This window comes from Planomonospora sp. ID82291 (assembly GCF_015711645.1).
Taxonomy (GTDB): Bacteria; Actinomycetota; Actinomycetes; order Streptosporangiales; family Streptosporangiaceae; genus Planomonospora.
In genome coordinates, this window is sequence record NZ_JABTEX010000001.1 from 1 (window position 1) to 21506 (window position 21506).

The window sequence follows — 21506 nt, forward strand, 5'->3', positions numbered from 1 at the left end:
CCGTCCCGTCCCCGCCGCTCCGCGCCCCCGCCGCCGCGCCGCCCCGGTCCCGGCGCGGCGCGGCCCCCGCGCCGGGACCGGGAGGCGCGGCCACTACGGTGGCCGCGTGCTCTCCGTATCGCTGGACACCCTGCGTGTCTTCCTCCACGTGCTGGCCGCCGCCGTCTGGGTCGGCGGCCAGCTGACCCTCGCCTTCCTCGTCCCGGCGCTGCGCGCGGCCGGTGAGGGGGTGACCAAGGCCGCCGCCCGCGCGTTCGACCGGGTGGCCTGGCCGGCCTACGCGGTCCTGCTCGCCACCGGCGTGTGGAACCTGCTCGACGGGATCGGCGACGACCCCGCCTACCGCCGCACCCTGGAGGTGAAGGTGGCCGTCGTGGTCGTCTCCGGCGTCGCCGCCTTCCTGCACGCGCGCGCGAAGACGCGGGGCGCCCTGGCCGCCTTCGGCGCGCTCAGCGGCCTGTCCGCGCTGGCGGCGCTGTTCCTGGGCGTGATGCTGGGCTGAGCGGGCCCCGCCGGTCCCCCGGTCCCTCGCGTGCCGATTTATATGTCGATGATCCCTTATATAGGGAGAGACATCCATGGAAGCGGAAAATCCGGATCGTACCCTGTAACCTCTTAAAAGGGACGATCACTGGGGGTGACATGCCTGCGCGCGCCGATCGGAGCGTCGGCACGGGCGCGCTCCGGTCCGTCAGCGTGCACACCGCCCCGCTCCTCCTGCCCGTCTCGGGGCCGCCGATCGCCGACGGCGCCCTGGCCGTCCGTGCGGGCCGGGTGCTCCGGGTCGGCCCGCGTGCGCGGATCGAGGCCCTCTATCCCGCCCGCGATCCCGTGCGCTGGCCGGGAATGATCGTTCCAGGCCTCGTCGACGCGCACGTCCGGCTCGGCCCCCGGCTCGGCCCGGCGCTCGGCTCGGTGCTCGCCCACGGCGTCACCGCGATCGCCGGCGTCGTCGCCGATGCGGACGGCGCGGCGCACCCGGACACCGGTTCCGGCGGCGCCCCGCGCCCCGAGGCGGGCCCGCGCCCCGAGGCGGGCCCGCGCCCGGAGACCGGTCCGGACCTCGCCTCCGCGGCCGTCCGGGCCGGCCTGGGGGGCGTGACCTACCTGGAGACGCGGTGCGCGAGCGAGGGCCGCTGGGAGGCCGGCGGACGCGACCGGCTCATCGCGGCGATCCACGAGGTGGACCACCCCGGGCTCGTCGGCATCGCCGCGCACTCCCCCGACCCCCTGGTCATGGAGGATCTGGCGGTCCTGTCCCGGACGTTCGGGCTCCGGCTCCTGGTCGAGCTCGGCCACCGCGGCGTCGCGTTCCTGGAGGAGGCGGGCGTGCTCGGCGCCGGATCCCACGTGGTGCTCTCCGGCCCGCTCGACGAGGCCGACCGCAAGCTGCTGCGCGTCCGCGGCACGACGGCCGCCGTCACCTCGCCGTTCGCCGCCCAGGAGATGCTGGACGGGCGGAACGCGATCGCCGTCGGCACCCGGACGGGCGGGGACCCGCTGGCGCTCGCCCGCGGGTTCGCCCGCGGGTTCGCCCGCGATCCCGGAACGGACCGCCTCCTGGTCGAGGCCCTGACCATCGGCGGCGCCAGGGCCCTCGGACTGGACGAGGGGCCCGGCCGGCTGGGCCGTCTGGAGCCGGGCTGCCGCGCCGACTTCGCCGTGTTCGACGTGGACGCCGACGCGGAGACCGCCTGCACCGCCCTGCTCCACGAGGGGCCGGGCCGGTGCGTGGCCACGTTCACCGCCGGTCGCCCCGCCTGGCGCCGTGCCGTCCCCGGGAGGGCCGCCGGCCGGGGCGGTACGGCGCCGGGCGGGGCGGAGGACAGCGCGACCGGGTGACCCGCGGAGCGGCCCGGCCGCCCGCCGGACCGCTCCCGGCTCCCGGCCCGGCTCAGCCGCTCCACCCGCCGGACCGTCCGCACGCTCCCCGCCCGGCTCAGCCGCTCCACCCGCCGGACCGTCCGCACGCTCCCCGCCCGGCTCAGCCGCTCCACCCGCCGGACAGGTTCCGGACGGGTTCCGGACGGCCACCGGACCGCTCCCGGCCCTGTTCACCGATCGATTTCCGGACGGCGCTGACGGTAAAGTGGCGGAAATCGTTGGGTATGGGAGGTTTTTATGGGTGTGCCGCCGGCCGATGGACAGGACCCTGGCCAGCGCCTGAAGGATCTCCAGACGGTGCTCGACTCCATCGTCGACTACGAGATCGTCACCCTGGACACCGACGGCCGGATCGTCGGCTGGAACCGGGGCGCGCAGGGCCTTCGGGGCTACACCGCCGAGGAGGTCCTCGGACAGCCCATCTCGATGTTCCACACCGAGGAGGACCGGGACGCGGGCCTCGCCGGGCACGCCCTGGCCGCGGCCCTCGAGACGGGCCGGTTCGAGACCGAGGGCTGGCGGGTCCGCAAGGACGGCACCCGGTTCTGGGCGAGCGTGATCATCACCTCGGTCCGCGACGAGGACGGGGCGCCCGCCGGCTTCGTCAAGGTCACCCGCGACGTGACGGACCGCCGCCAGGCCGACGCGATGTTCCGCGGCCTGCTGGAGGCGGCGCCCGACTCCATGGTGATCGTGGACTCCGACGGCCTCATCGTCCTGGTCAACCGCCAGACCGAGCAGTTGTTCGGCCACACGCGGGAGGAACTGGTCGGCCGCCCGGTCGAGGTCCTGGTGCCGGAGCGCTTCCGCGACCGGCACCCCCTCTACCGCGACACCTTCTTCACCCACCCGCAGGCCCGCCCCATGGGGGTCGGCCTGCAGCTGACCGGCCTGCGCCGCGACGGCACCGAGTTCCCCGTCGAGATCAGCCTCAGCCCCCTGGAGACCGAGAAGGGCACGCTCGTGTCCGCGGCGATCCGCGACGTCACCGAGCGCCGCGAGCAGGAGCTGCGGCTCCAGCGCCAGCGCGACGAGATCATGGAGCTGTCCACCCCCGTGATCCAGGTCTGGGACAAGGTGCTGGCGCTGCCCATCATCGGCACCCTCGACTCCATGCGCGCCGCCCGGCTGACCGAGAGCCTGCTGGAGAAGATCTCCGAGAACCAGGCCGAGGTGATCATCCTGGACATCAGCGGCGTCCCCACCATCGACACCCAGGTGGCCCAGCACCTCCTCAAGACGGTCCAGGCGGCCACGCTGATGGGGGCGACGAGCATCCTGAGCGGCGTGCGGCCGGAGACGGCCCAGGCGATGGTGCACCTGGGCATCGACATCGGCCGGCTGCGCAGCCGCAACACGCTGCGTGACGCGCTGCAACTGGCGCTGCAGATCGTCTCCGACCAGGCGGGGGCGGCGCGCAGCGCCGCCACGACGGTCATGGGGGCCGCGACGACCCGGGGACAGGGAGTGATATGAGCGAGATCGTCCCGATCATGCGGATCGGGGAGACGCTGCTGGTCAGCCTCCAGGGCGACCTCGACGACGAGGCCGTGCTCCGGGTCGAGGAGCAGCTCTCCCGGGAGGTCGCCCGGACGCGTACGACGGGGACCCTGATCGACGTCAGCGGGCTGGCCGTGGTCGACTCGTTCATCGCCCGGGTCCTCACCCGCGTCGTCGCGATGATCCGGCTGCTCGGGTCGCAGGCGGCCGTCGTCGGGATCCAGCCCGCGGTGGCCATCACCCTGGTCGAGCTCGGTGTGCCCATGGGCCATCTGCACACCGCCCTCAACGCCGAGCAGGGCATGGCCCTGCTGGCGCGGTTGCGTGACCATGGCGCCTGAGCTCACCGGCACGGACCCGGTGGTCGTGACGATCGCCGCGGGGGCCGACCTCATCCACGTGCGCCAGGTGCTGCGCGCGCAGGCGCTGGAGGCCGGGCTCGGTCTCGTCGACCAGACGAAGCTCATCACCGCCGGCAGCGAGCTCGCCCGCAACATCGTGACCTACGCCACCGGCTCCCGCGGCACGCTCCACGTCGAGCAGGTGCGGGCGAACGGGCGGCGCGGCGTCCGGGCCGCCTTCTCCGACTCCGGTCCCGGGATCGACGACGTCGAGCTGGCGCTCACCGACGGATTCAGCACGGGCCGCAGCCTGGGCCTCGGCCTACCCGGCGCCCGGCGACTCACCGACGAGCTGACGATCACCTCGGCCAAGGGGGCCGGGACGACGGTGGTGATCGTGAAGTGGGCGCGCTGACCCAGGCGGAGCACCAGCGCCACGTGATCGCCGCCGAGGAGGACGTCGGCGCGGTGCGCCGGGCGGTCGCCGCGACGGCCCGGCGGCTGCCCTGCCTGCGCGAGGGCGAGGCGGAGCTGGTGGTGACCGAGCTCGCCACGAACGTGCTGCGGCACGCGAGAGCCGGCGGGTACGTGCTGCACCGGCCCTCGGGAGAAGGCCTCGAACTCCTCGCGGTCGACCGCGGGCCCGGCGGCGTCCTGCCGGGCGTGCCCCGCTGGGCGGTGCCCGGCCTCGACGGGGGGCCGGGCCCGCAGCCGTCCGGCGGCCGGCCCGCCTGGGGATCCGGCCCGGGACCGGGAGCGGGGCCCGGTGGGGGACTCGGCACGGGACTCGGCGCCGCCCCGGGCGCGGGACCCGGCACGGGACTCGGCGCCGCCCCGGGTGGGGGACTCGGTGTGGGACTCGGCGCGGTACGGCGCCGCGCCTCGGCCTTCGACTGCTACTCGGGCCCCGGCGGGACGGCCGTACTGGTCCGGATCGGCCCGTGCGCGCCCACCGCCGCCGGAACCTGGCGCTGGGGCGGGGTGAACGTCCCGCTCGGCGGCGCCGGCGAGTCCGGGGACGCCTGGGCGGTCGCCGCCGACGGGCACCTGACCGTCCTCGTCGCCGACGGGCTGGGCCACGGGCCGGCCGCCGCCGAGGCGTCGCGGGCCGCCGTCGCGGCGCTGGAGCACCCGGCGGCACCCGGCCGCCCCCCCGCGACCGGCCTCGACGGCCTCGTACGGCGCGCGCACGAGGCCATGCGCGGCACCCGCGGCGGGGTGATCGGCGTCTGCGCGATCGGGCCGGACGCGCTGAGCTTCGCGGGGATCGGCAACATCGCCGGGCGACTGCTGCCCGCCGGGGAGACCCCGCGCAGGAGCCACGGCCTGCTGTCCCACCACGGGACCCTGGGCGTCCAGCTCGCCCCGCCCCGGACCCGGGTCTCCGCCCACGTCTGGGGGCCCGGCGCCGTACTGGTCGTGACGTCCGACGGGATCACGAGCCGCTGCGATCCGCTGGCCTATCCCGGGCTGCTGGAGCGGGACCCCGCGGTCGTCGCCGCCGTCCTCCAGCGCGACCACGGGCGCGACGGCGACGACTCGACCGTGCTCGTCGTACGGGACGTCCGGGAGCCCGCCGTACAGGACACGCAGGGGGATGACGACCCCGGCGACAACCCGCAGAGTGGTGGATCGTGACAGCAGGACATCCCGAGGAACCCGCCGAGGCCCTCGCCGCGCTCGCCCGGCGGGAGGCCGAACTCGCGGCCTGCCGCCAGCAGGTCGCCGACCTGGACGCCGAACTCGAGGCGACGAGCCGGGGGCTCATCGCGCTCCACGCCGAGCTGGAGAACGCCCGCCAGGCCGAGGCCCGGCTCGCCGCGATCGTCCAGTTCTCCGACGACGCCATGTTCTCGATGACCGTGCACGGGGAGATCCAGACCTGGAACCCGAGCGCGGAGCGGCTGTTCGGGTACGGCGCGGCCGAGGCCGTGGGGCGGTCCGCGGAGATGCTGGTCCCCGAGTCGTCGCTGCACCCGTTCGGCGAGGTGCTGGAGCGGGTCCGGTCCACCGCCCAGGCCAGGAGCTACGACACCCGGCTGCGCCGCGGCGACGGCCGCCTGTTCGACGCCGCCGTCGCCGTCTCCCCCATGGGCGACCCCGGCGGCGCGCCCACCGGTTTCTCCGTGGTGGCCCGCGACATCACCGACCGGCTCCGGCTGGAGACCGAGCTGGCGGCCGCGCGCGCCCAGCAGGAGGTGATGAGCGACCGGGAGCGGATCGCCCGCGACCTGCACGACATGGTGATCCAGCGGATCTTCGGCGCCGGGCTGGCCCTGCAGGCCACCGCGGGCATGATCAAGAACCCCCAGGCGGAGGACCGCCTGCGGAAGGTCATCGGCGAGCTCGACGTCACGATCCACGAACTCCGTACCGCGATCTTCAACCTGCAGCGCCTCCCGCAGCAGGAGACCACGCTGCGGGCGGCGATCCTCCAGCTGACGGCCGAGGCGGCCGACCGGCTCGGCTTCTCGCCCTCGGTCGCCTTCGACGGGCCCATCGACTCCGCCGTCCCCGACGAGGTCGCGGTCCAGCTGCTGGCCGTCCTGCGGGAGGCGCTGTCCAACATCGTCCGCCACGCCCGCGCCACGAGCGCCGAGGTGCTGCTGAGCGCCGGGGACGACCTGGTGCTGCGGGTCACCGACAACGGGCGCGGCCTCGGCGAGACGACCCGCAGCAGCGGGCTGGGCAACATGGGCGAGCGGGCCAGGGCGCTGGACGGGTCCTTCGAGGCGGTCGGCCCGCCCGGCGGCGGGACCCGGATCGAGTGGCGGGTCCCGCTCGGGTGACCGCCCCGCTCGGGTGACCGCCCCACTCCGGTGACCGCCCGCTCCGGCCGATCCGCGCGGGGACGGCGCCGGACCGGGCGGCTGGAACGTTCCAGCGACCTCCTCTTCCGCTCGCTTCCGGGAACCCGTCCGCCGGTTCCCCCGTGCGAGCATTGATATGCAAGGAAAAGCTTGCCTATACTCGGGGCGTGGGAGACGTCTTCAAAGCGCTCGCCGACCCCACGCGCAGGGCGATCCTCGACGAGCTCGCCGAGCGGAACGGGCAGACCCTGTTCGAGATCTGCTCGCGGCTGGCCGCCAGGCACCGACTCTCCTCGTCGCGGCAGGCGGTCTCACAGCACCTCGACGTGCTGGAGGCCGCGGGCCTGGTCGAGACACGGCGCGAGGGCCGCTACAAGTTCCACCACCTCGACACCCGGCCGCTCCGGAACCTCACCGACCGGTGGCTGGGCACCGATTCCCAGGAGGACCCGTGCGAATCAACCTGACCAGCGTCTTCGTCGACGACCAGGACAAGGCCCTGCGCTTCTACACCGAGGTGCTCGGCTTCGTGAAGAAGACCGAGATCCCGCTCGGCGCGTTCCGCTGGCTGACCGTGGTCTCCTCCGACGAGCCGGACGGCGTGGAGCTGGTGCTCGAACCCGGCGAGCACCCCGCCGTCGGGCCGTTCAAGGAGGCGCTCGTCGCCGACGGCATCCCCTTCACCTCGTTCGCCGTGGACGACGTGCACAAGGAGTTCGACCGGCTCCGGGGGCTCGGCGTGCGGTTCACCCAGGAGCCCGCGGAGATGGGGCCGGTGACGACCGCCGTGTTCGACGACACCTGCGGCAACCTGATCCAGATCGCCTCCCAGGGCTGACGGCCGGCCGGCTCCGGGTGTCACGGCGCGCGGCCTCCCGTCGTACCCGTCTGCTCGGATCCCCCGTGGTTCCGTCGTACCCGCCCGCTCGGATCCCCCGTGGTTCCGTCGTACCCGTCTGCTTGGATCCCCCCATGGCTGAACGCAAGCACGGCGTGCCCGCGCCCGAGACCCGCACCACCGTCCGGTCGGCGGACTGGGACAGCGAGGACCTGTCGGGCCAGACCCACGAACAGGTCGCCTTCGTCGACGTGGACATGACCGAGGCCACCAGCCGGGGGGCCGTCTTCTCCGAGTGCTCCTTCCGCGACGTGCGGTTCAACGCCTCGGTCCACACCGGGACGGCCTTCCTGAACTGCACCTTCACCCGGTGCACGTTCTTCGACGCCGCCTTCACGGCCTGCAAGTTCGTGGGCAGCGTGTTCAGCGACTGCACCTTCGACCTGCTGAAGGTCTCCGGCGGGGACTGGTCGTTCGCCGGGCTGCCGGGGGCGGCCCTCGGCGGCGCCTCCTTCACCGACGTGCGGATGCGCGAGGCCGACCTCACCGGCGCCCGGTGCGAGGGCGCCACGCTCCAGCGGATCGACCTGTCCGGCGCCTGGCTGCACAACGCCGACCTGTCCCGCTGCGACCTGCGCGGGAGCGACCTGTCGTCGGTGGACCCGCTCACCGTCAAACTGAAGGACGCGGTGATCGACGTCCGCCAGGCGGTCATGATCGCCGGCCTGCTCGGCCTGGAGGTCCGCTCCGACTGACCGCCCGGTCGGCCCCCGCCCCCTCCCGGCCGACCGCCTCTGCGGCCCGGCGGGCGTCCCCGCCGGGCCCGGCCGCGGCCGTCCGGCGGGAAAGGCGTTCCCGGTGACCCGGGCCGGACGGCTCCCCCGTACGCTCAGGGACATGCGCAACACCCGATACGCACGGTCCGCAATGGTCTGCACGGTCGATCACCTGGCGTCGAGGGCCGGGGTCGCGATGCTGGAGCGGGGAGGGTCGGCGGCCGACGCGGCCGTCGCGGCGAACGCCGTGCTGGCGGTCACCGCGCCGCACCTGTGCGGGCTGGGCGGCGACCTGTTCGCGCTCGTGCACGACGGGTCCCCGGTCCCCGCGGCGCTCAACGCCTCCGGGCGGGCCGGGTCGGGCGCCGATCCGGAGCGCCTGCGCGCCGAGGGGCACGAGCGCATGCCGTTCCACCACGACGTGCGGTCCGCTCCGGTGCCCGGCTGCGCGGACGGCTGGCTGGCCCTGCACGCCCGGTACGGCAGGCTGCCCCTGGACGAGGTGCTCGCCCCCGCGATCGGGTACGCCGAGGACGGGTTCCCCGCCTCGCCGCTGCTGGTGCCCGGCCTGGCGACGGTCGGCCCGCTCTGCGAGGACTTCGCCGCCGCCCGCTCGGCCGGCGACCTGATCCGGCGGCCGGGGGTGGCGCGGGCGCTGAAGGCGCTGACCGGCGGCCGGGACGGGTTCTACCTCGGCGAGTTCGGCGAGGGGCTGCTCGGCCTCGGCTCCGGGGAGTACACCGAGGACGACCTGGCCCGTCCGGGTGCGGAGTGGGTCGGGCCGCTGCGCACCCGGGTCTTCGGCCACGACGTGTGGACGATGCCGCCCAACTCCCAGGGCTACCTGCTGCTGCTCGCGCTCGCCGTCGCCGAGGGCCTCGACCTGCCCGCCGACCCCGCCGATCCGCTCTGGGCGCACCTGCTCGTCGAGGCGTCGCGGGCCGCCGGGCACGACCGGCCGGAGCTGCTGTTCGACGGCGCCCGCGTCGACGCGGTCCTGGAGTCGGCCGCCGGGCGCCGGGCGCTGGTCGACCGGGACCGGCGGAGCGCGCTGCGCGGCCTTACCGCGCCCGGCGACACCACCTACCTGTGCGCGGTGGACGGCGACGGCATGGGCGTCTCGCTGATCCAGTCCAACGCCGCCGGGTTCGGCAGCCTGCTCTTCGAACCCCGGACCGGGATCAACCTGCACAACCGGGGCATCGGCTTCTCGCTCGTCCCGGGCCATCCCGCCGAGTACGGCCCCGGGCGGCGTCCCCCGCACACGCTGCTCCCGGCCCTGGTCACCCGGCCGGACGGGTCGCTGCGCTCGGTCGCCGGCACCATGGGCGGCGACGGGCAGCCGCAGATCGTGCTCCAGCTCCTGACCCGCCTGCTCCTGCACGGCCGGGAGCCCGGCGAGGCCGTGGGCGCCCCGCGCTGGCGGCTGGGCACCGGCGGCACCGGCTTCGACACCTGGACCGCCCCCGACGAGGTCGTGGTCGAGGTGGAGGAGGGCGGCCCGTGGGGCGGGGGCCTGGCGGAGCGCGGCCATGCGGTCGCGGCGCTGCCGTACGGCTCCGCGTTCGGCCACGCCCACCTGATCGACGTACTGCCCTCCGGGGTGCTGGCGGGGGCGGCCGATCCGCGCTCCGTCATCGGGGCCGCCGCCGGTCTCTGACCGGGACGCCCGGGACGGGAGGCGTCCGGTGATTCCTCATCCCTTCCGGGGGTAGTGCCCCGGTATGAGCCAATCACCCCCGGACCGTTTCGGGATGAGCGACGAGCAGGCGCTCGAAGTCGAGCAGGCGACCAGCGACCTGGGCCTCAACCACCGGATCGTCGAGGACGACCCCCGGCATCGGGACAGCCTGGACGAGCGCCTCCGGCGGGAGGCCCCCGACCACGGGCGGACGCCGCGCGACGGCAACCGCCTGATCGCGCCCGACGAGGAAACCCGGCCGGACGAGACCTCCCAGGCGTACGCCACCGACGTCGGCCGCGACGACGGCGACCTGTCGGCCGAAGAACGCGCGATCCGCATCGAGCCGTACCGCTGAACCGCCTCCGGCGGGTCCGCGTCCCGGCCGCGGGGCTCCGCGCCCCGGTCCGTCAGCGCGGCGGGCCCGCTGACAGGGCGGCCACCAGGTCGGCGAAGCCGTCGACGACGTGGTCGGCGTCGGCCGCCTCCGGGCGGGCGGCGTGCAGGTGGCCCCAGGGACCGCGGCGGATCAGCGCGGTGCGCATGCCCGCCTTCCGCGCCGGGCGGACGTCGTTGTCGAGCCGGTCGCCCACGTAGAGGATCTCCGCCGGTTCCCGGCCGGAGACCGCGACGACCTGGGCGAAGAACGCCGGATCGGGTTTGGACACGCCCCAGCCGTCGGAGGTGTGGACGGCGTCCACCGGCAGGTCCATCGCGATCAGCGCATCATAGGCCTGCGGCGGCTGGTTCCCCGCGATGATCAGCTCGTAGCCGAGGCCGCGCAGCGCGGCCAGGCCCGGCCGTACGTCCGGGTAGAGGTCGGCCGCGTCGAAGTTCACCCGCAGCCCCGCGGGGTCCTCCCGCTTCCAGGCCTCCTGCTCGGCCTCCAGGTCGAAGCCGGGCCGCAGCAGTTCGAAGGCCTCGGTGAAGGAGCGGTCGAGGGCCGCCATGCCGCCCAGCACGCCGAGCATCGTGAACCGGGTGACGCCGAGCCGGTCCGCCCAGCGCGACCAGATCCGCGTCTCGTCGATCAGCGTCTCCCCGACGTCGAACACCAGCGTCCGGATCACGGCGGTCTCCCCCTCGATGCCCTTCGATGCCCTTTAAGTGCCCCTTCGGCCGGGCCCACCGCATCCTAAGGTCTGTCCCGCCCGCCGCGGGATCCGCGGGCGCTCCCGCCGGAGCCGCGTCCGAGGGGCGCCCGGTCAGCGCCGCGCCCTCCCTCCGTCCGGCTCTTCGGGGGTGAGGTAGCGGTGCAGGTGGCTGGAGCCCTCCAGCATGGCCGCCGCGCGCCGCGTCAGCTCCTCCTGGCGCTGCGCGACGGCGGCGCGGAGCGCGTCGCTGCTGCCGTTGCGGCGCAGGCCGTCGAGGACGGACCGGATCTGCTCCAGGGGATAGCGGCTGCGGCGGAGCATGCCGATCATCCGCGCGTCCCGGATGTCGGCCGGGCCGAAGCGGCGGTACCCGGTTCCGGGCTCGCGCTTCGGGGCCAGCAGGCCGGCGGACTCCCACAGGCGCAGTGCGGACGGGCGCACCCCGAGACGGGCGGCCACCTCCCCGACGCGCAGGCCGGACCGCGGCGTCTCCGGAGCCTCCGGCGTCTGCCCCGCGACCGTCTCCAGCGCCTCGCCCGTCGCCTGCAGGGAGAGGCGCTGCTCGTGCAGCGCGGCGTGGCCGGCGTCGATGAGCCGGAGGGCCAGCGGCACGTCCCCGGCGTGCACGGCCTGCATGATCGACTGGGCGGCGTCCGGACCGTGCCCCCCGGCCAGCGCCCGGTAGGCGAGCAGGGCCCGCAGGTGCCGGGTGTCGAACCTGCGGTAGCCGGAGGCGGTCCGGGGCACCGGGGGCAGGACACCCGCCGCCGCGTAGTTGCGGATCTGCTGGGTCGAGACGCCCGCCGCCCGCGCCAGGTCGATGGGGCGCAGCCCCGGTCCCGCACGGTCCACGCGTCCGCCCTTTCCTCAGGAGGGTTACAGGGAAGTTTAAGGTTCTCCGTCAGAATCCCGATTATAGACGTAGAATTCTGCGAAAAGTCTTCACTGGGACTTGAATGAGAGACTTGAAGGCATGACTGTCGGCAACAGCGGTAACACGTCAGACCTGACCTCTCACCTCGCCGCGGACAGCCACGACCTCATCCAGGTCCGTGGTGCCCGGGAGAACAATCTCACCGGCGTCTCCCTCGACATCCCCAAGCGACGGCTCACCGTCTTCACCGGGGTCTCCGGCTCCGGCAAGTCCTCCCTCGTCTTCGACACCATCGCCGCGGAGTCCCGGCGGCTGATCAACGAGACCTACACGGCGTTCGTCCAGGGCTTCATGCCGAACCTCAACCGGCCCGACGTGGACGCGCTGCACAACCTGAGCGCGGCGATCATCGTCGACCAGGAGCGGATGGGGGCCAACGCCCGATCGACCGTGGGCACCGCCACCGACACCTACACGATGCTGCGGATCGTGTTCAGCCGGATCGGCGTCCCGCACGTCGGCCCGGCCTACGCCTTCAGCTTCAACACCCCGCAGGGCATGTGCCCGGCCTGCGAGGGACTCGGCATGGTCACCGACCTCGACGTCGACGAGCTGGTCGACCGGGAGCTCTCGCTGAACGAGGGCGCGATCAAGGTGCCCGGGTTCGGGGTGGACACCTGGTACTGGCAGGTGATGGCGAACTCGGGCTTCTACGACCCGGCGGTCAAGTTGAAGGACTTCACCCCGCAGCAGTGGGAGGACTTCCTGCACCGGCCGAACACCAAGGTGAAGGTCGGCTCCAGCAACCTCACCTACGAGGGGCTCGCCGTCCGGGTGCGGCGGCAGTACCTCGGCAAGGACCGCGAGTCGATGAAGGGGCAGATGCGCGAGTTCGCCGACCGCGCGGTCAAGCTCACCGGCTGCCCCGACTGCGGCGGCACGCGCCTGAACGAGGCGGCGCGCTCGGCGAAGATCGAGGGCCTCGGCATCGCCGACTGCGCGGCGATGCAGATCAGCGACCTGGCCGAGTTCGTCCGGAAGATCAGCGACCCCGCCATCAAGCCGGTCCTGGAGAGCCTGCGCTCGACGCTGGACTCGCTGGTGGAGATCGGCCTGGGCTACCTGAGCCTGGACCGGGAGTCCGGCACGCTCTCGGGCGGCGAGGCCCAGCGGGTGAAGATGGTCCGGCACCTCAACTCCAGCCTGACCGACGTCACCTACGTCTTCGACGAGCCCACCGCCGGTCTGCACCCGCACGACATCCAGCGGATGAACGGCCTGCTGCTGCAGCTGCGCGACAAGGGCAACACCGTGCTCGTCGTCGAGCACAAACCGGAGATGATCGCCATCGCCGACCACGTGGTCGACCTCGGCCCCGGCGCCGGCGCCGCGGGCGGCCGGCTCTGCTACACCGGCGACCTGGCGGGGCTGCGCGCCTCCGGCAGCCTGACCGGCCGCTACCTCGACCACCGGGTCGGGCTGCGCGAGACCTTCCGGCGGCCCGCCGGGCACCTGCCGATCAGGGGCGCCACGCTGCACAACCTGCGCGACGTCGACGTCGACGTCCCGCTCGGCGTGCTGACCGTCGTCACCGGGGTCGCCGGGTCCGGCAAGAGCTCGCTCATCCACGGCTACGTCTCCGGCCGGGAGGGCGTGGTGGTGGCCGACCAGTCGCCGATCCGCGGCTCGCGCCGGAGCAACCCGGCGACCTACACCGGCCTGCTCGACCCGATCCGCACGGCCTTCGCCAAGGCCAACAAGGTCAAGCCGGCCCTGTTCAGCGCCAACTCCGAGGGCGCCTGCCCGGCCTGCAAGGGCATCGGCCTCATCTACACCGACCTGGCGATGATGGCCGGGGTGGCGACGGTGTGCGAGGAGTGCGAGGGCAGGCGGTTCACCTCCGAGGTGCTGTCGTACACGCTGCGCGGCAAGAACATCAGCGAGGTGCTGGAGATGCCGGTCGCCGAGGCGGCCGAGTTCTTCACCACCGGCCCCGCGCGGGTCATCCTCGACCGCCTGGCCGCGGTGGGCCTGGGCTACCTGGGCCTGGGCCAGCCGCTCACCACCCTGTCCGGGGGCGAGCGGCAGCGCCTGAAGCTGGCCGTCAACATGGCCAGGAACGGCACCACGTACGTCCTGGACGAGCCGACGACCGGACTACACCTGGCCGACGTCGACCACCTGCTGGGCCTGCTGGACCGGCTGGTCGACGACGGCAACACGGTCATCGTCATCGAGCACCACCAGGCGGTGATGGCGCACGCCGACTGGATCATCGACATCGGCCCGGGCGCCGGTCACGACGGCGGCCAGGTGGTCTTCTCCGGCACCCCCGCCGAACTCGTCGGCACCGGCGACTCCCTGACCGCGGTCCACCTGCGCGAGTACGTCGGGCGGCCGTAGGGTCCGGCTCCGGCGGTCCCGGTCCCGCAGCCGCGCGGCCGGAGCCGCCTCCCGCGGGGGCGCCCGGAGGCCGGGCGCCCCGTCCGGGACGCCGGGCGCCTCAGCCGCCGGGCGTGGCAGACGGTCCTCTTCCGCGGGCGGCGCGGGCGGAAGAGGACCCGGCGGCTCAGCCGCGCGCGGCGGCCTCGATCGCCTCCTTCATCTCCGACGCGCCGTACTCCATGCGCCCCCGGATCTCGGCGGCCCGCGCGTGCGGCAGCACGTCGGTGGTCCAGATCAACCGGCCCGCCCGGTCGCCCTCCGGGAGGACTTCGAACGAGGCGTGGTGGTGTTCGAGCGGGGGCCTCGCGCCTTCGACGACGGAGTACGCCAGGCGGCGGGAGTCGTCGTCGATCGCGACGATCAGCTCGCGGACGACGTGGCCGTCGGGAAAGGTCAGGAACCGCTGGCCGTCCTCCAGCCGGGTGTCCGTGACGCGGCCCGGCAGCAGGCGCTCGTGCACGGCTCCGACGTCGCGCAGCACGTCCCAGATGTGTTCGGGGGACGCGTCGATGACGATCTCGTGGCGGATGGAGGCCATGACGCCGGGAACTCCTTTCGGGACGGGCGGCCCCCCTGGGGACCGCCCGCGGTGGACGGGTCCGTTCCTGAGCCTCCGCGGTCACGTCCGCTGTCCGGCCCGGCGCAGGCACCCGATCGTGCAGGGTACCGCCTAGCGTTGGAAGGACACTCCCCGGTCGATGCCCTCCATCGCCTTGCGGACGCGCTTGTCGGAGATCGAGTACGGCGTGCCGAGCGTCTGCGCGAAGTAGCTCACCCGCAGCTCCTCGATCATCCAGCGGATCTTCTGCACGTCCTCGTCGCGGCGCCGGGCCGGGGGCAGCTTCTCCAGCAGGTCGTGGTAGTCGTCCTCGACGTCGTGGACCTGGTGCATGCGCTGCTCGTCGCGGTAGGGGTCCTCCGGCAGCTTCTCCAGGCGCCGCTCGGCCGCCCTGAGGTAGCGGAGCAGGTCGGCCAGGCGGCCGTACCCCGTGGCGGTCACGAAGCCGGGGTAGACCAGGTGGGCCACCTGGTCGCGGACGTCCTCCACCGCCGGCGTGGAGCGGGCCTCGGCCAGGCGGCCGCAGACGGCGTGCCAGACCGCCAGGACGCTCTCGACCCGGGCGACGACCTCCTCGGTGGTGTCGAACAGCTCGGCGCGGACCCTGTCGCGCAGCGCGGCGAAGCCCGCCTCGTCCCAGACCGGCCCCCCGTTCTCGGCGATCAGCTTGTCGGCGGCGCAGGAGACGCAGTCGTCGAACAGCGCCACGGCCCCGGCGTGCGGGCTCCGGCTCAGCGTCAGCTTGGCCTGGTTGCCCAGGCGGCCGAGGACCCATTTGGCCGGGGACGGGATGCCGAGCAGCAGCAGCCTGCGGGTGCCCTCCCACATGGCGCGGCGCTGCTCGGCCTCGGTCTCGAACATGCGCACGGCCACGCTGGAGCCCTCGTCGGCCAGCGCCGGGTAGGCCTTCATCCTGCGTTGTTCGAAGGTCTTCGGCAGCTCGCCGAGGCTCCAGTCGGTCAGGCCCGTGCGCTCCATGCCCGCGGCCTTGGACAGAGTCTGGCGGAGCTTGGGGGCCAGTCTCCGTTTGAGGTCGGCCAGGTCCTTGCTCTCGGCGATCTTGTGCTTGCGTCCGTCGAGCACCCTGAAGGTGATCTTCAGGTGGTCGGGGACCTGGTCGAGCTGCCAGGCCTCGCGCGGGACCTGGATCCCGGTGAGCCGCAGCAGCTCCCGCTCCAGCACGGCCAGCAGCGGCTCCTGGGTGGGCTCGGCCCGCTGCAGCACCTGCTTGGCGTAGTTGGGGGCGGGCACGAAGTTGCGCCGGATGTTCTTGGGCAGGGAGCGGATCAGCGCGGTGAGGAGCTCCTCGCGCAGGCCGGGGATCTGCCAGTCGAAGCCCTCGACGTTGACCTGGTTGAGCAGCGCGAGCGGGATGTGCGCGGTGACGCCGTCGGCGTCGGCGCCGGGCTCGAACTGGTAGGTCAGCGGGAAGCGCAGGCCGCCCTGGCGCCAGACGTCGGGGTAGTCGCGCTGGCTGACGTCCCCGGCGGTCTCGCTGATCAGCATCGACTTCTCGAAGTTGAGCAGGTCGGGGTCGGTCTGCCGGGTCTTCTTCCACCAGGAGTCGAAGTGCCGGCCGGAGACGACGTCCTGCCCGACCCGCTGGTCGTAGAAGTCGAAGAGGGTCTCGTCGTCGACGAGGATGTCGCGCCGGCGGGCGCGCTCCTCCAGCTCGCCGACCTCCTCCAGCAGCCTGCGGTTGGCGGCGAAGAAGGCGTGGTGGGTCTCCCAGTCGCCCTCGACCAGGGCGTGCCGGATGAACAGCTCGCGGCTCAGCTCGGGGTCGATGCGGCCGTAGTTGACCTTGCGCTGGGCCACGATCGGCACGCCGTACAGGGTGACCTTCTCGTAGGCGATGACGGCGGCCTGCTTCTTCTCCCAGTGCGGCTCGGAGTAGGTGCGCTTGATCAGGTGCTGCGCCAGCGGCTCGACCCACTCGGGCTCGATCTTGGCGTTGACCCGGGCCCAGAGCCGGGAGGTCTCCACCAGCTCGGCGGACATCACCCACAGCGGCTGCTTCTTGGCCAGCGCGGATCCGGGGAAGATGGCGAAGCGGGCGTTGCGCGCGCCGATGTACTCCGTGAACGGCCGGCGCGGCTCGGTCATGGGGCGGCGCTGGCCCTCTTGCGGGCCCTTCTTGTCGATGTCCTTGACGCCCACGTGGGACAGCAGGCCGGACAGCAGCGAGACGTGGATCTTCTGCTCGTCTCCGGGGGCGCTGTTCAGCGTGACGCCGAGGGACTTCGACATCTGGCGGAGCTGGCTGTAGACGTCCTGCCACTCGCGCACCCGCAGGTAGTTGAGGAACTCCGCCCGGCACAGCCGCCGGAACGCGCTGGAGGACAGCTCCTGCTGTTTCTCCTGGAGGTGGTTCCAGAGGTTCAGGTAGGAGATGAAGTCCGATTCTGAGTCGGCGAAGCGGCGGTGCATCTCGTCGGCGGCCTGCTGCTTGTCCGCCGGGCGCTCGCGCGGGTCCTGGATGGACAGCGCCGCGGCGATGACCATGACCTCGCGGGCGCAGCCGTTGTGGTCGGCCTCCAGCACCATGCGGGCCAGCCGCGGGTCCACCGGGAGCCCGGCGAGCTTGCGGCCGAGCGGGGTGATGCGCTTGGCCGCGTCGAACGCGCCGAGCTCCACCAGCAGGTCGAAGCCGTCCTTGACCTGGCGCTGGTCCGGCGGCTCGACGAACGGGAAGGCCGCGATGTCGCCCAGGCCGATGGAGGTCATCTGCAGGATGACCGAGGCGAGGTTGGTCCGCAGGATCTCCGGATCGGTGAACTCCGGGCGGGCCAGGAAGTCCTCCTCCTCGTACAGCCGGATGCAGACGCCCTCGGAGACCCGGCCGCAGCGGCCCTTGCGCTGGTTGGCCGAGGCCTGGGAGATCGCCTCGATGGGCAGCCGCTGGACCTTGGTCCGGTGGCTGTAGCGGGAGATGCGGGCGAAGCCGGGGTCCACGACGTACTTGATGCCGGGGACGGTCAGCGAGGTCTCGGCCACGTTGGTCGCCAGCACGACGCGTCGGCCCCGGTGCGGCTGGAACACCCGGTGCTGCTCGGCCGCCGACAGCCGCGCGTACAGCGGCAGCACCTCGATGTCCTTGCGTTTGGACAGGGCGTCGGCGGTGTCGCGGATCTCCCGCTCGCCGCTGAGGAAGACCAGGACGTCGCCGGGCCCCTCCCGGCAGAGCTCGTCCACCGCGTCGCCGATCGCCTGGATCTGGTCGTCGTCCTCGCCCACCGGCCGGTAGCGGACCTCGACCGGGTAGGTCCGGCCGGAGACCTCCACGATCGGTGCGCCGCCGAAGTGCCGGGAGAAGCGCTCCGGGTCGATGGTCGCCGAGGTGATGATCACCTTCAGGTCGGGGCGCCGGGGCAGGAGCTGCTTGAGGTAGCCCAGGATGAAGTCGATGTTGAGGCTGCGCTCGTGCGCCTCGTCGATGATCAGCGTGTCGTACTGGAGCAGCTCGCGGTCGCCCTGCAGCTCGGCCAGGAGGATGCCGTCCGTCATCACCTTGACGAACGTGCCCTCGCCCACCTGGTCGGTGAAGCGCACCTTGTAGCCGACCGCCTCGCCGAGGGAGCCGCCGAGCTCCTCGGCGACGCGCTCGGCCACGGTCCTGGCGGCGATCCGGCGGGGCTGGGTGTGCCCGATCAGCCCTTTGACGCCCCGGCCCAGCTCCAGGCAGATCTTCGGCAGCTGGGTGGTCTTGCCCGACCCCGTCTCGCCGGCGACGATCACCACCTGGTGGTCGCGGATCGCCTCCAGGATGTCGTCCCTGCGGCGGCTGACCGGCAGGGCCTCCGGATAGGTCACCGCGGGCACGCCGGCCCGCCGCTCGGCGATCCGCCGCGCGGCCCGCTCGATGTCGGCGCCGATCTCCGCGGCGATCTTCTGCTGCGCGGCGCGGTTGCGCACCCGGCGGGCGCCGTCGAGCCGGCGGCCCAGCCGCCGCTGGTCGCGGAGCGTCAGCTCGGACAGGCGCGCGTGGAGGTCGGTGAGCGGCGAGGTCAAAGGAGGCGTTCCCATACTGCAGATCAGGATACTTTCAGCCCGTACGTCAGGAGCCAACCGCCCATGGTGCCTGACCTGTTCCCGGGGCGCATCCCAATATCCGCGGCCGCCGCACCGGAGGGGCGCGGGCCCCGCACGGTCCCGGGCGGACACCGCCGACGCACCCCGGCACGGAGACGCGGACAGGCTCGCACGGTCCCGGGCGGACACCGCCGACGCGCCCCGGCACGGAGACGCGGACGGCCCCGCCGCCTCTCGCGGAGGCGGCGGGGCCGCGTTCCGGCGCCGGTGGGGGCCGGCTCCGGGGAGGGTCCCGCCTCGCGGCGGGACCCCTGTGTCAGGTGACTACTGGACGGGCGGGTACGCGTTCTGCAGCAGCTGGCGGAACTGGGCGGAGAACCACTGGCCGGAGATGGGGGCGTCCGGCAGGGCGCCGCTCATGTTGTGCTGGTTGCGCTCGTTGCCCTCGTAGGTCGGGTCGCACATCCGGTCGAAGCCCTTGCCCTCGTTGTTCGGGATCGCCTTGCTGGAGCCGTCGGACTCACCCGGGGGCTTGATCCAGACGTAGGCGTCGATGCCGGCGGCGGGGTTGGCCTGCGGCCGCTCGCCGAGGCCCGCACCGCTCTGGTTGCACCAGTTGCCGGCGTGGATCCGGCGGTCGACGCGGGACTGGTTGACGAACTCGTCCACGTTGGTGGAGGTGCTGGCCTTGGTCGGGCGGGCGGTGCCGCCCCAGCCGTTGCGGGAGGTGTCGATGACCATTCCGAGGGTCGACTTGAAGCCCCTGCGGATGAGCTCCTGCCGGAAGGCCTGGGCGAAGGACAGCTCGTCGGCGTAGAAGTTCCAGTCGAGCCACTTGGACTGGCGGACCGTCCGGCCGTCGATGGTGGTGCTCGCGGAGAAGAACGGCTCCTTCAGCGCGGAGTAGTTGGCGGTGTTGGTGATGAAGCCGTCGACGCTCTCGAAGCCCTTGGCGGTGCCGGCGACGGTGGTGGCGAACAGCTCGGCGGAGGGGCCGAAGTTGGAGTCCCAGCCGAGCCAGCCGTGGTGGCCGGCGTCGACGTAGGTGTAGACGTTCGGGATGGCGTGCAGCTTGTCCAGGGCGTAGCGGACGCCGTTGACGTAGGCGCCGCTGTTCTTGGCCTCCTGGCACTTGTCCACGTTGAGGTTGGTGACCAGGTTCGGCAGCGAGTCGATCTCGATGACGGTCACGATCCGCAGCGCGGCGTACTTCGGATCGTCCATGATGTCGGCGATCGGGTCGATGTACTCGGCCTTGTAGCGGTTGAGGCCGTTCTCGGCGATCTTCAGCTCACCGTTGGAGGCCAGGGCCGAGCAGTCGCGGTTGGGCAGGTTGTAGATGACGAACTGGATCGTCAGCGGCTTGGCGCCGTTGGCGGCGTCCTGCTTGAGGGCCTCCTCCAGGTGGGCGCGCAGGCCCTTGGCCGAGGAGCTGCCCTCGATGGCCGCGATCCGGTCCAGCCACACGCCGGTCGAGATGTCCGCCACGGCGTCGCCGCCCGGCTCGGCGGCGGCCTTGGCCGACCAGTCCGGGTTCACGTAGCCGGTGGCCCCGTCGTAGGGGTTGTCGACGTGCTCGCCGATCGGCGGCGTGTCGCCGTCGTTGTCCTCCTCGGTCGCGGTGACCGAGACGCCGGTGTGGCCGGTGGCGGCGGCCGCGACGGTGGCGGTGCCGTTCGCCTCGTCGGCGTCCTCGGCCGCGGAGACCGTCACGTTCTGCGCCGTGTTCCAGTTGGCGCCGGTGAAGGTCAGCGTGGCGGGCGCGATGGTGACGTCGGCGTCACCGGTCTTGGTCAGGTTGACCGTGACGTTGCCGGACGGCGCCTGGCTGAGCTTGAACCCGACGGTCTTGCCGCCGCCCTCGGGGACGCTCACCGAGGTGGCGGAGGCGACGATCGACGGGGTGCCGGTGCCGCCGCCCACGGTGAACGGGACCTCGGCGCTCTCCTTGCTCAGGACCGGGGTGCCGTTGTCGTAGGCCACCGCCTTGGCGGTGTGGGCCCCGGCGGCCAGCCCGGTGGCGGAGTAGGCGTAGGGGGCGCTGGTGTCGCTGTTGACCAGGGCGCCGTCGACGTAGAACTCGACCTTGCCGACCGCGCCGTCGTCGGAGGCCGTCGCGGCGAGCGGCACGGCCGCGCCGGCGGCGTGCGAGGAGCCGCTCGCCGGGCTGGTCAGGCTGACGGTCGGGGCCTGGTTGCCGGGCTGGGTGCCGCCGCAGGCGACCCCGTTGACCGTGAAGTCGGTCGGCTTGGGGTTGGAGCCGCTCCACGAGCCGTTGAAGCCGATGCTGGTGGAGGCGCCGGTGGCGAGCCTGCCGTTCCACTCCAGGTTCTTCGCGGTGACCTTGGTCCCGTCCTGGGCCCAGGTGGCCGACCACCCCTGCAGGAGTTTCTGACCGCCGGTGAAGCCGAAGCCGAGGGTCCAGCCGTCCAGCGCGTCACCGAGGTTCTTCAGGTTCACGCTGGCGGTGAAGCCGCCCTGCCAGTCGTTGGTCGTGTAGGTGACGTCGCAGGCGACGGCCGCGTGGGCCGTCGCCGCCTGACCGGTCGCCAGACCGGCGGCCGCGACCAGCAGCGCCGCCGTCGTCGCAGCCCGGTTCCGCCAGGCGTGGCGGCGCGGATGATCTCTCATGAGTGTCATCTCCAGACGAGGGGTGGGAGCGCTCCCATAGT

General features: G+C 73.2%; 18 protein-coding genes. 13 read left to right on the plus strand and 5 right to left on the minus strand.

Translation table 11 applies throughout. The annotated features are described in order from the left end of the window. Positions 1–106 precede the first annotated feature (106 nt). The 12 genes from HS045_RS00005 to HS045_RS00060 all read left to right on the plus strand — a co-directional run bounded on the left by HS045_RS00005 (position 107) and on the right by HS045_RS00060 (position 10188). A complete protein-coding gene (locus tag HS045_RS00005; protein WP_196449122.1) occupies positions 107–502 on the plus strand; it encodes a hypothetical protein in 396 nt (131 codons plus the stop codon). 140 nt (positions 503–642) lie between these two features. Beyond that, positions 643–1842: an amidohydrolase family protein gene (locus HS045_RS00010; protein ID WP_196449123.1), complete on the plus strand. Its 1200-nt coding sequence runs from the start codon at positions 643–645 to the stop codon at positions 1840–1842. A 339-nt stretch (positions 1843–2181) separates the two neighbouring features. Continuing rightward, positions 2182–3360 (plus strand): PAS domain S-box protein, encoded by a 1179-nt coding sequence (locus HS045_RS00015; RefSeq protein ID WP_196449124.1) that lies wholly within the window; start codon positions 2182–2184, stop codon positions 3358–3360. Beyond that, on the plus strand, positions 3357–3725 hold the full coding sequence (locus HS045_RS00020) for an STAS domain-containing protein (protein WP_196449125.1): 369 nt from the start codon (positions 3357–3359) through the stop codon (positions 3723–3725). The genes HS045_RS00015 and HS045_RS00020 overlap by 4 nt, the downstream gene beginning before the upstream one ends. After that, complete coding sequence (locus HS045_RS00025; RefSeq protein WP_196450959.1) at positions 3715–4140, plus strand: ATP-binding protein; 426 nt, start codon at positions 3715–3717, stop codon at positions 4138–4140. The genes HS045_RS00020 and HS045_RS00025 overlap by 11 nt, the downstream gene beginning before the upstream one ends. Beyond that, a complete protein-coding gene (locus tag HS045_RS00030) occupies positions 4128–5363 on the plus strand; it encodes a SpoIIE family protein phosphatase (RefSeq protein WP_196449126.1) in 1236 nt (411 codons plus the stop codon). Before HS045_RS00025 ends, HS045_RS00030 begins: the two co-directional genes overlap by 13 nt. After that, entirely contained in the window at positions 5360–6514 is a 1155-nt protein-coding gene (locus HS045_RS00035; protein ID WP_196449127.1) for a PAS domain S-box protein, read from the plus strand. Before HS045_RS00030 ends, HS045_RS00035 begins: the two co-directional genes overlap by 4 nt. A 188-nt stretch (positions 6515–6702) precedes the next feature. Next, on the plus strand, positions 6703–7002 hold the full coding sequence (locus HS045_RS00040; RefSeq protein ID WP_196449128.1) for a helix-turn-helix transcriptional regulator: 300 nt from the start codon (positions 6703–6705) through the stop codon (positions 7000–7002). Beyond that, on the plus strand, positions 6987–7373 hold the full coding sequence (locus HS045_RS00045) for a VOC family protein (RefSeq protein ID WP_196449129.1): 387 nt from the start codon (positions 6987–6989) through the stop codon (positions 7371–7373). Before HS045_RS00040 ends, HS045_RS00045 begins: the two co-directional genes overlap by 16 nt. Before the next feature lie 134 nt (positions 7374–7507). After that, on the plus strand, positions 7508–8128 hold the full coding sequence (locus HS045_RS00050; protein WP_196449130.1) for a pentapeptide repeat-containing protein: 621 nt from the start codon (positions 7508–7510) through the stop codon (positions 8126–8128). 142 nt (positions 8129–8270) lie between these two features. Then, complete coding sequence (locus HS045_RS00055; protein WP_196449131.1) at positions 8271–9809, plus strand: gamma-glutamyltransferase family protein; 1539 nt, start codon at positions 8271–8273, stop codon at positions 9807–9809. A 94-nt stretch (positions 9810–9903) separates the two neighbouring features. Then, positions 9904–10188, plus strand: a complete 285-nt coding sequence (locus HS045_RS00060; RefSeq protein WP_230883368.1) for a DUF5709 domain-containing protein — start codon at positions 9904–9906, stop codon at positions 10186–10188. A 52-nt stretch (positions 10189–10240) separates the two neighbouring features. Here HS045_RS00060 and HS045_RS00065 read toward each other — a convergent pair whose 3' ends face one another. After that, positions 10241–10900: an HAD family hydrolase gene (locus HS045_RS00065; RefSeq protein WP_307827325.1), complete on the minus strand. Its 660-nt coding sequence runs from the start codon at positions 10898–10900 to the stop codon at positions 10241–10243. 135 nt (positions 10901–11035) lie between these two features. Next, positions 11036–11776, minus strand: coding sequence for a MerR family transcriptional regulator (locus HS045_RS00070; protein ID WP_196449133.1), 741 nt, complete (start codon positions 11774–11776; stop codon positions 11036–11038). Between the two features lie 121 nt (positions 11777–11897). Between HS045_RS00070 and HS045_RS00075 the strand changes: the two genes are divergently transcribed. Continuing rightward, the gene (locus HS045_RS00075) at positions 11898–14201 is read left to right on the plus strand and encodes an excinuclease ABC subunit UvrA (RefSeq protein ID WP_196449134.1); all 2304 of its coding nucleotides are present in this window, start codon (positions 11898–11900) and stop codon (positions 14199–14201) included. A gap of 166 nt (positions 14202–14367) precedes the next feature. Here the strand turns inward: HS045_RS00075 and HS045_RS00080 are convergent, their stop codons facing one another. The 3 genes from HS045_RS00080 to HS045_RS00090 form a co-directional block, all read right to left on the minus strand. Next, the gene (locus tag HS045_RS00080) at positions 14368–14781 is read right to left on the minus strand and encodes an SRPBCC family protein (RefSeq protein ID WP_196449135.1); all 414 of its coding nucleotides are present in this window, start codon (positions 14779–14781) and stop codon (positions 14368–14370) included. Positions 14782–14913: 132 nt separating this feature from the next. Further along, a complete protein-coding gene (hrpA, locus tag HS045_RS00085; RefSeq protein ID WP_196449136.1) occupies positions 14914–18828 on the minus strand; it encodes an ATP-dependent RNA helicase HrpA in 3915 nt (1304 codons plus the stop codon). A 330-nt stretch (positions 18829–19158) separates the two neighbouring features. Further along, positions 19159–21465 carry a glycoside hydrolase family 6 protein gene (locus tag HS045_RS00090; RefSeq protein ID WP_196449137.1) on the minus strand — a complete coding sequence of 769 codons (2307 nt, stop codon included), beginning with the start codon at positions 21463–21465 and terminating at the stop codon, positions 19159–19161. Positions 21466–21506 lie beyond the last annotated feature (41 nt).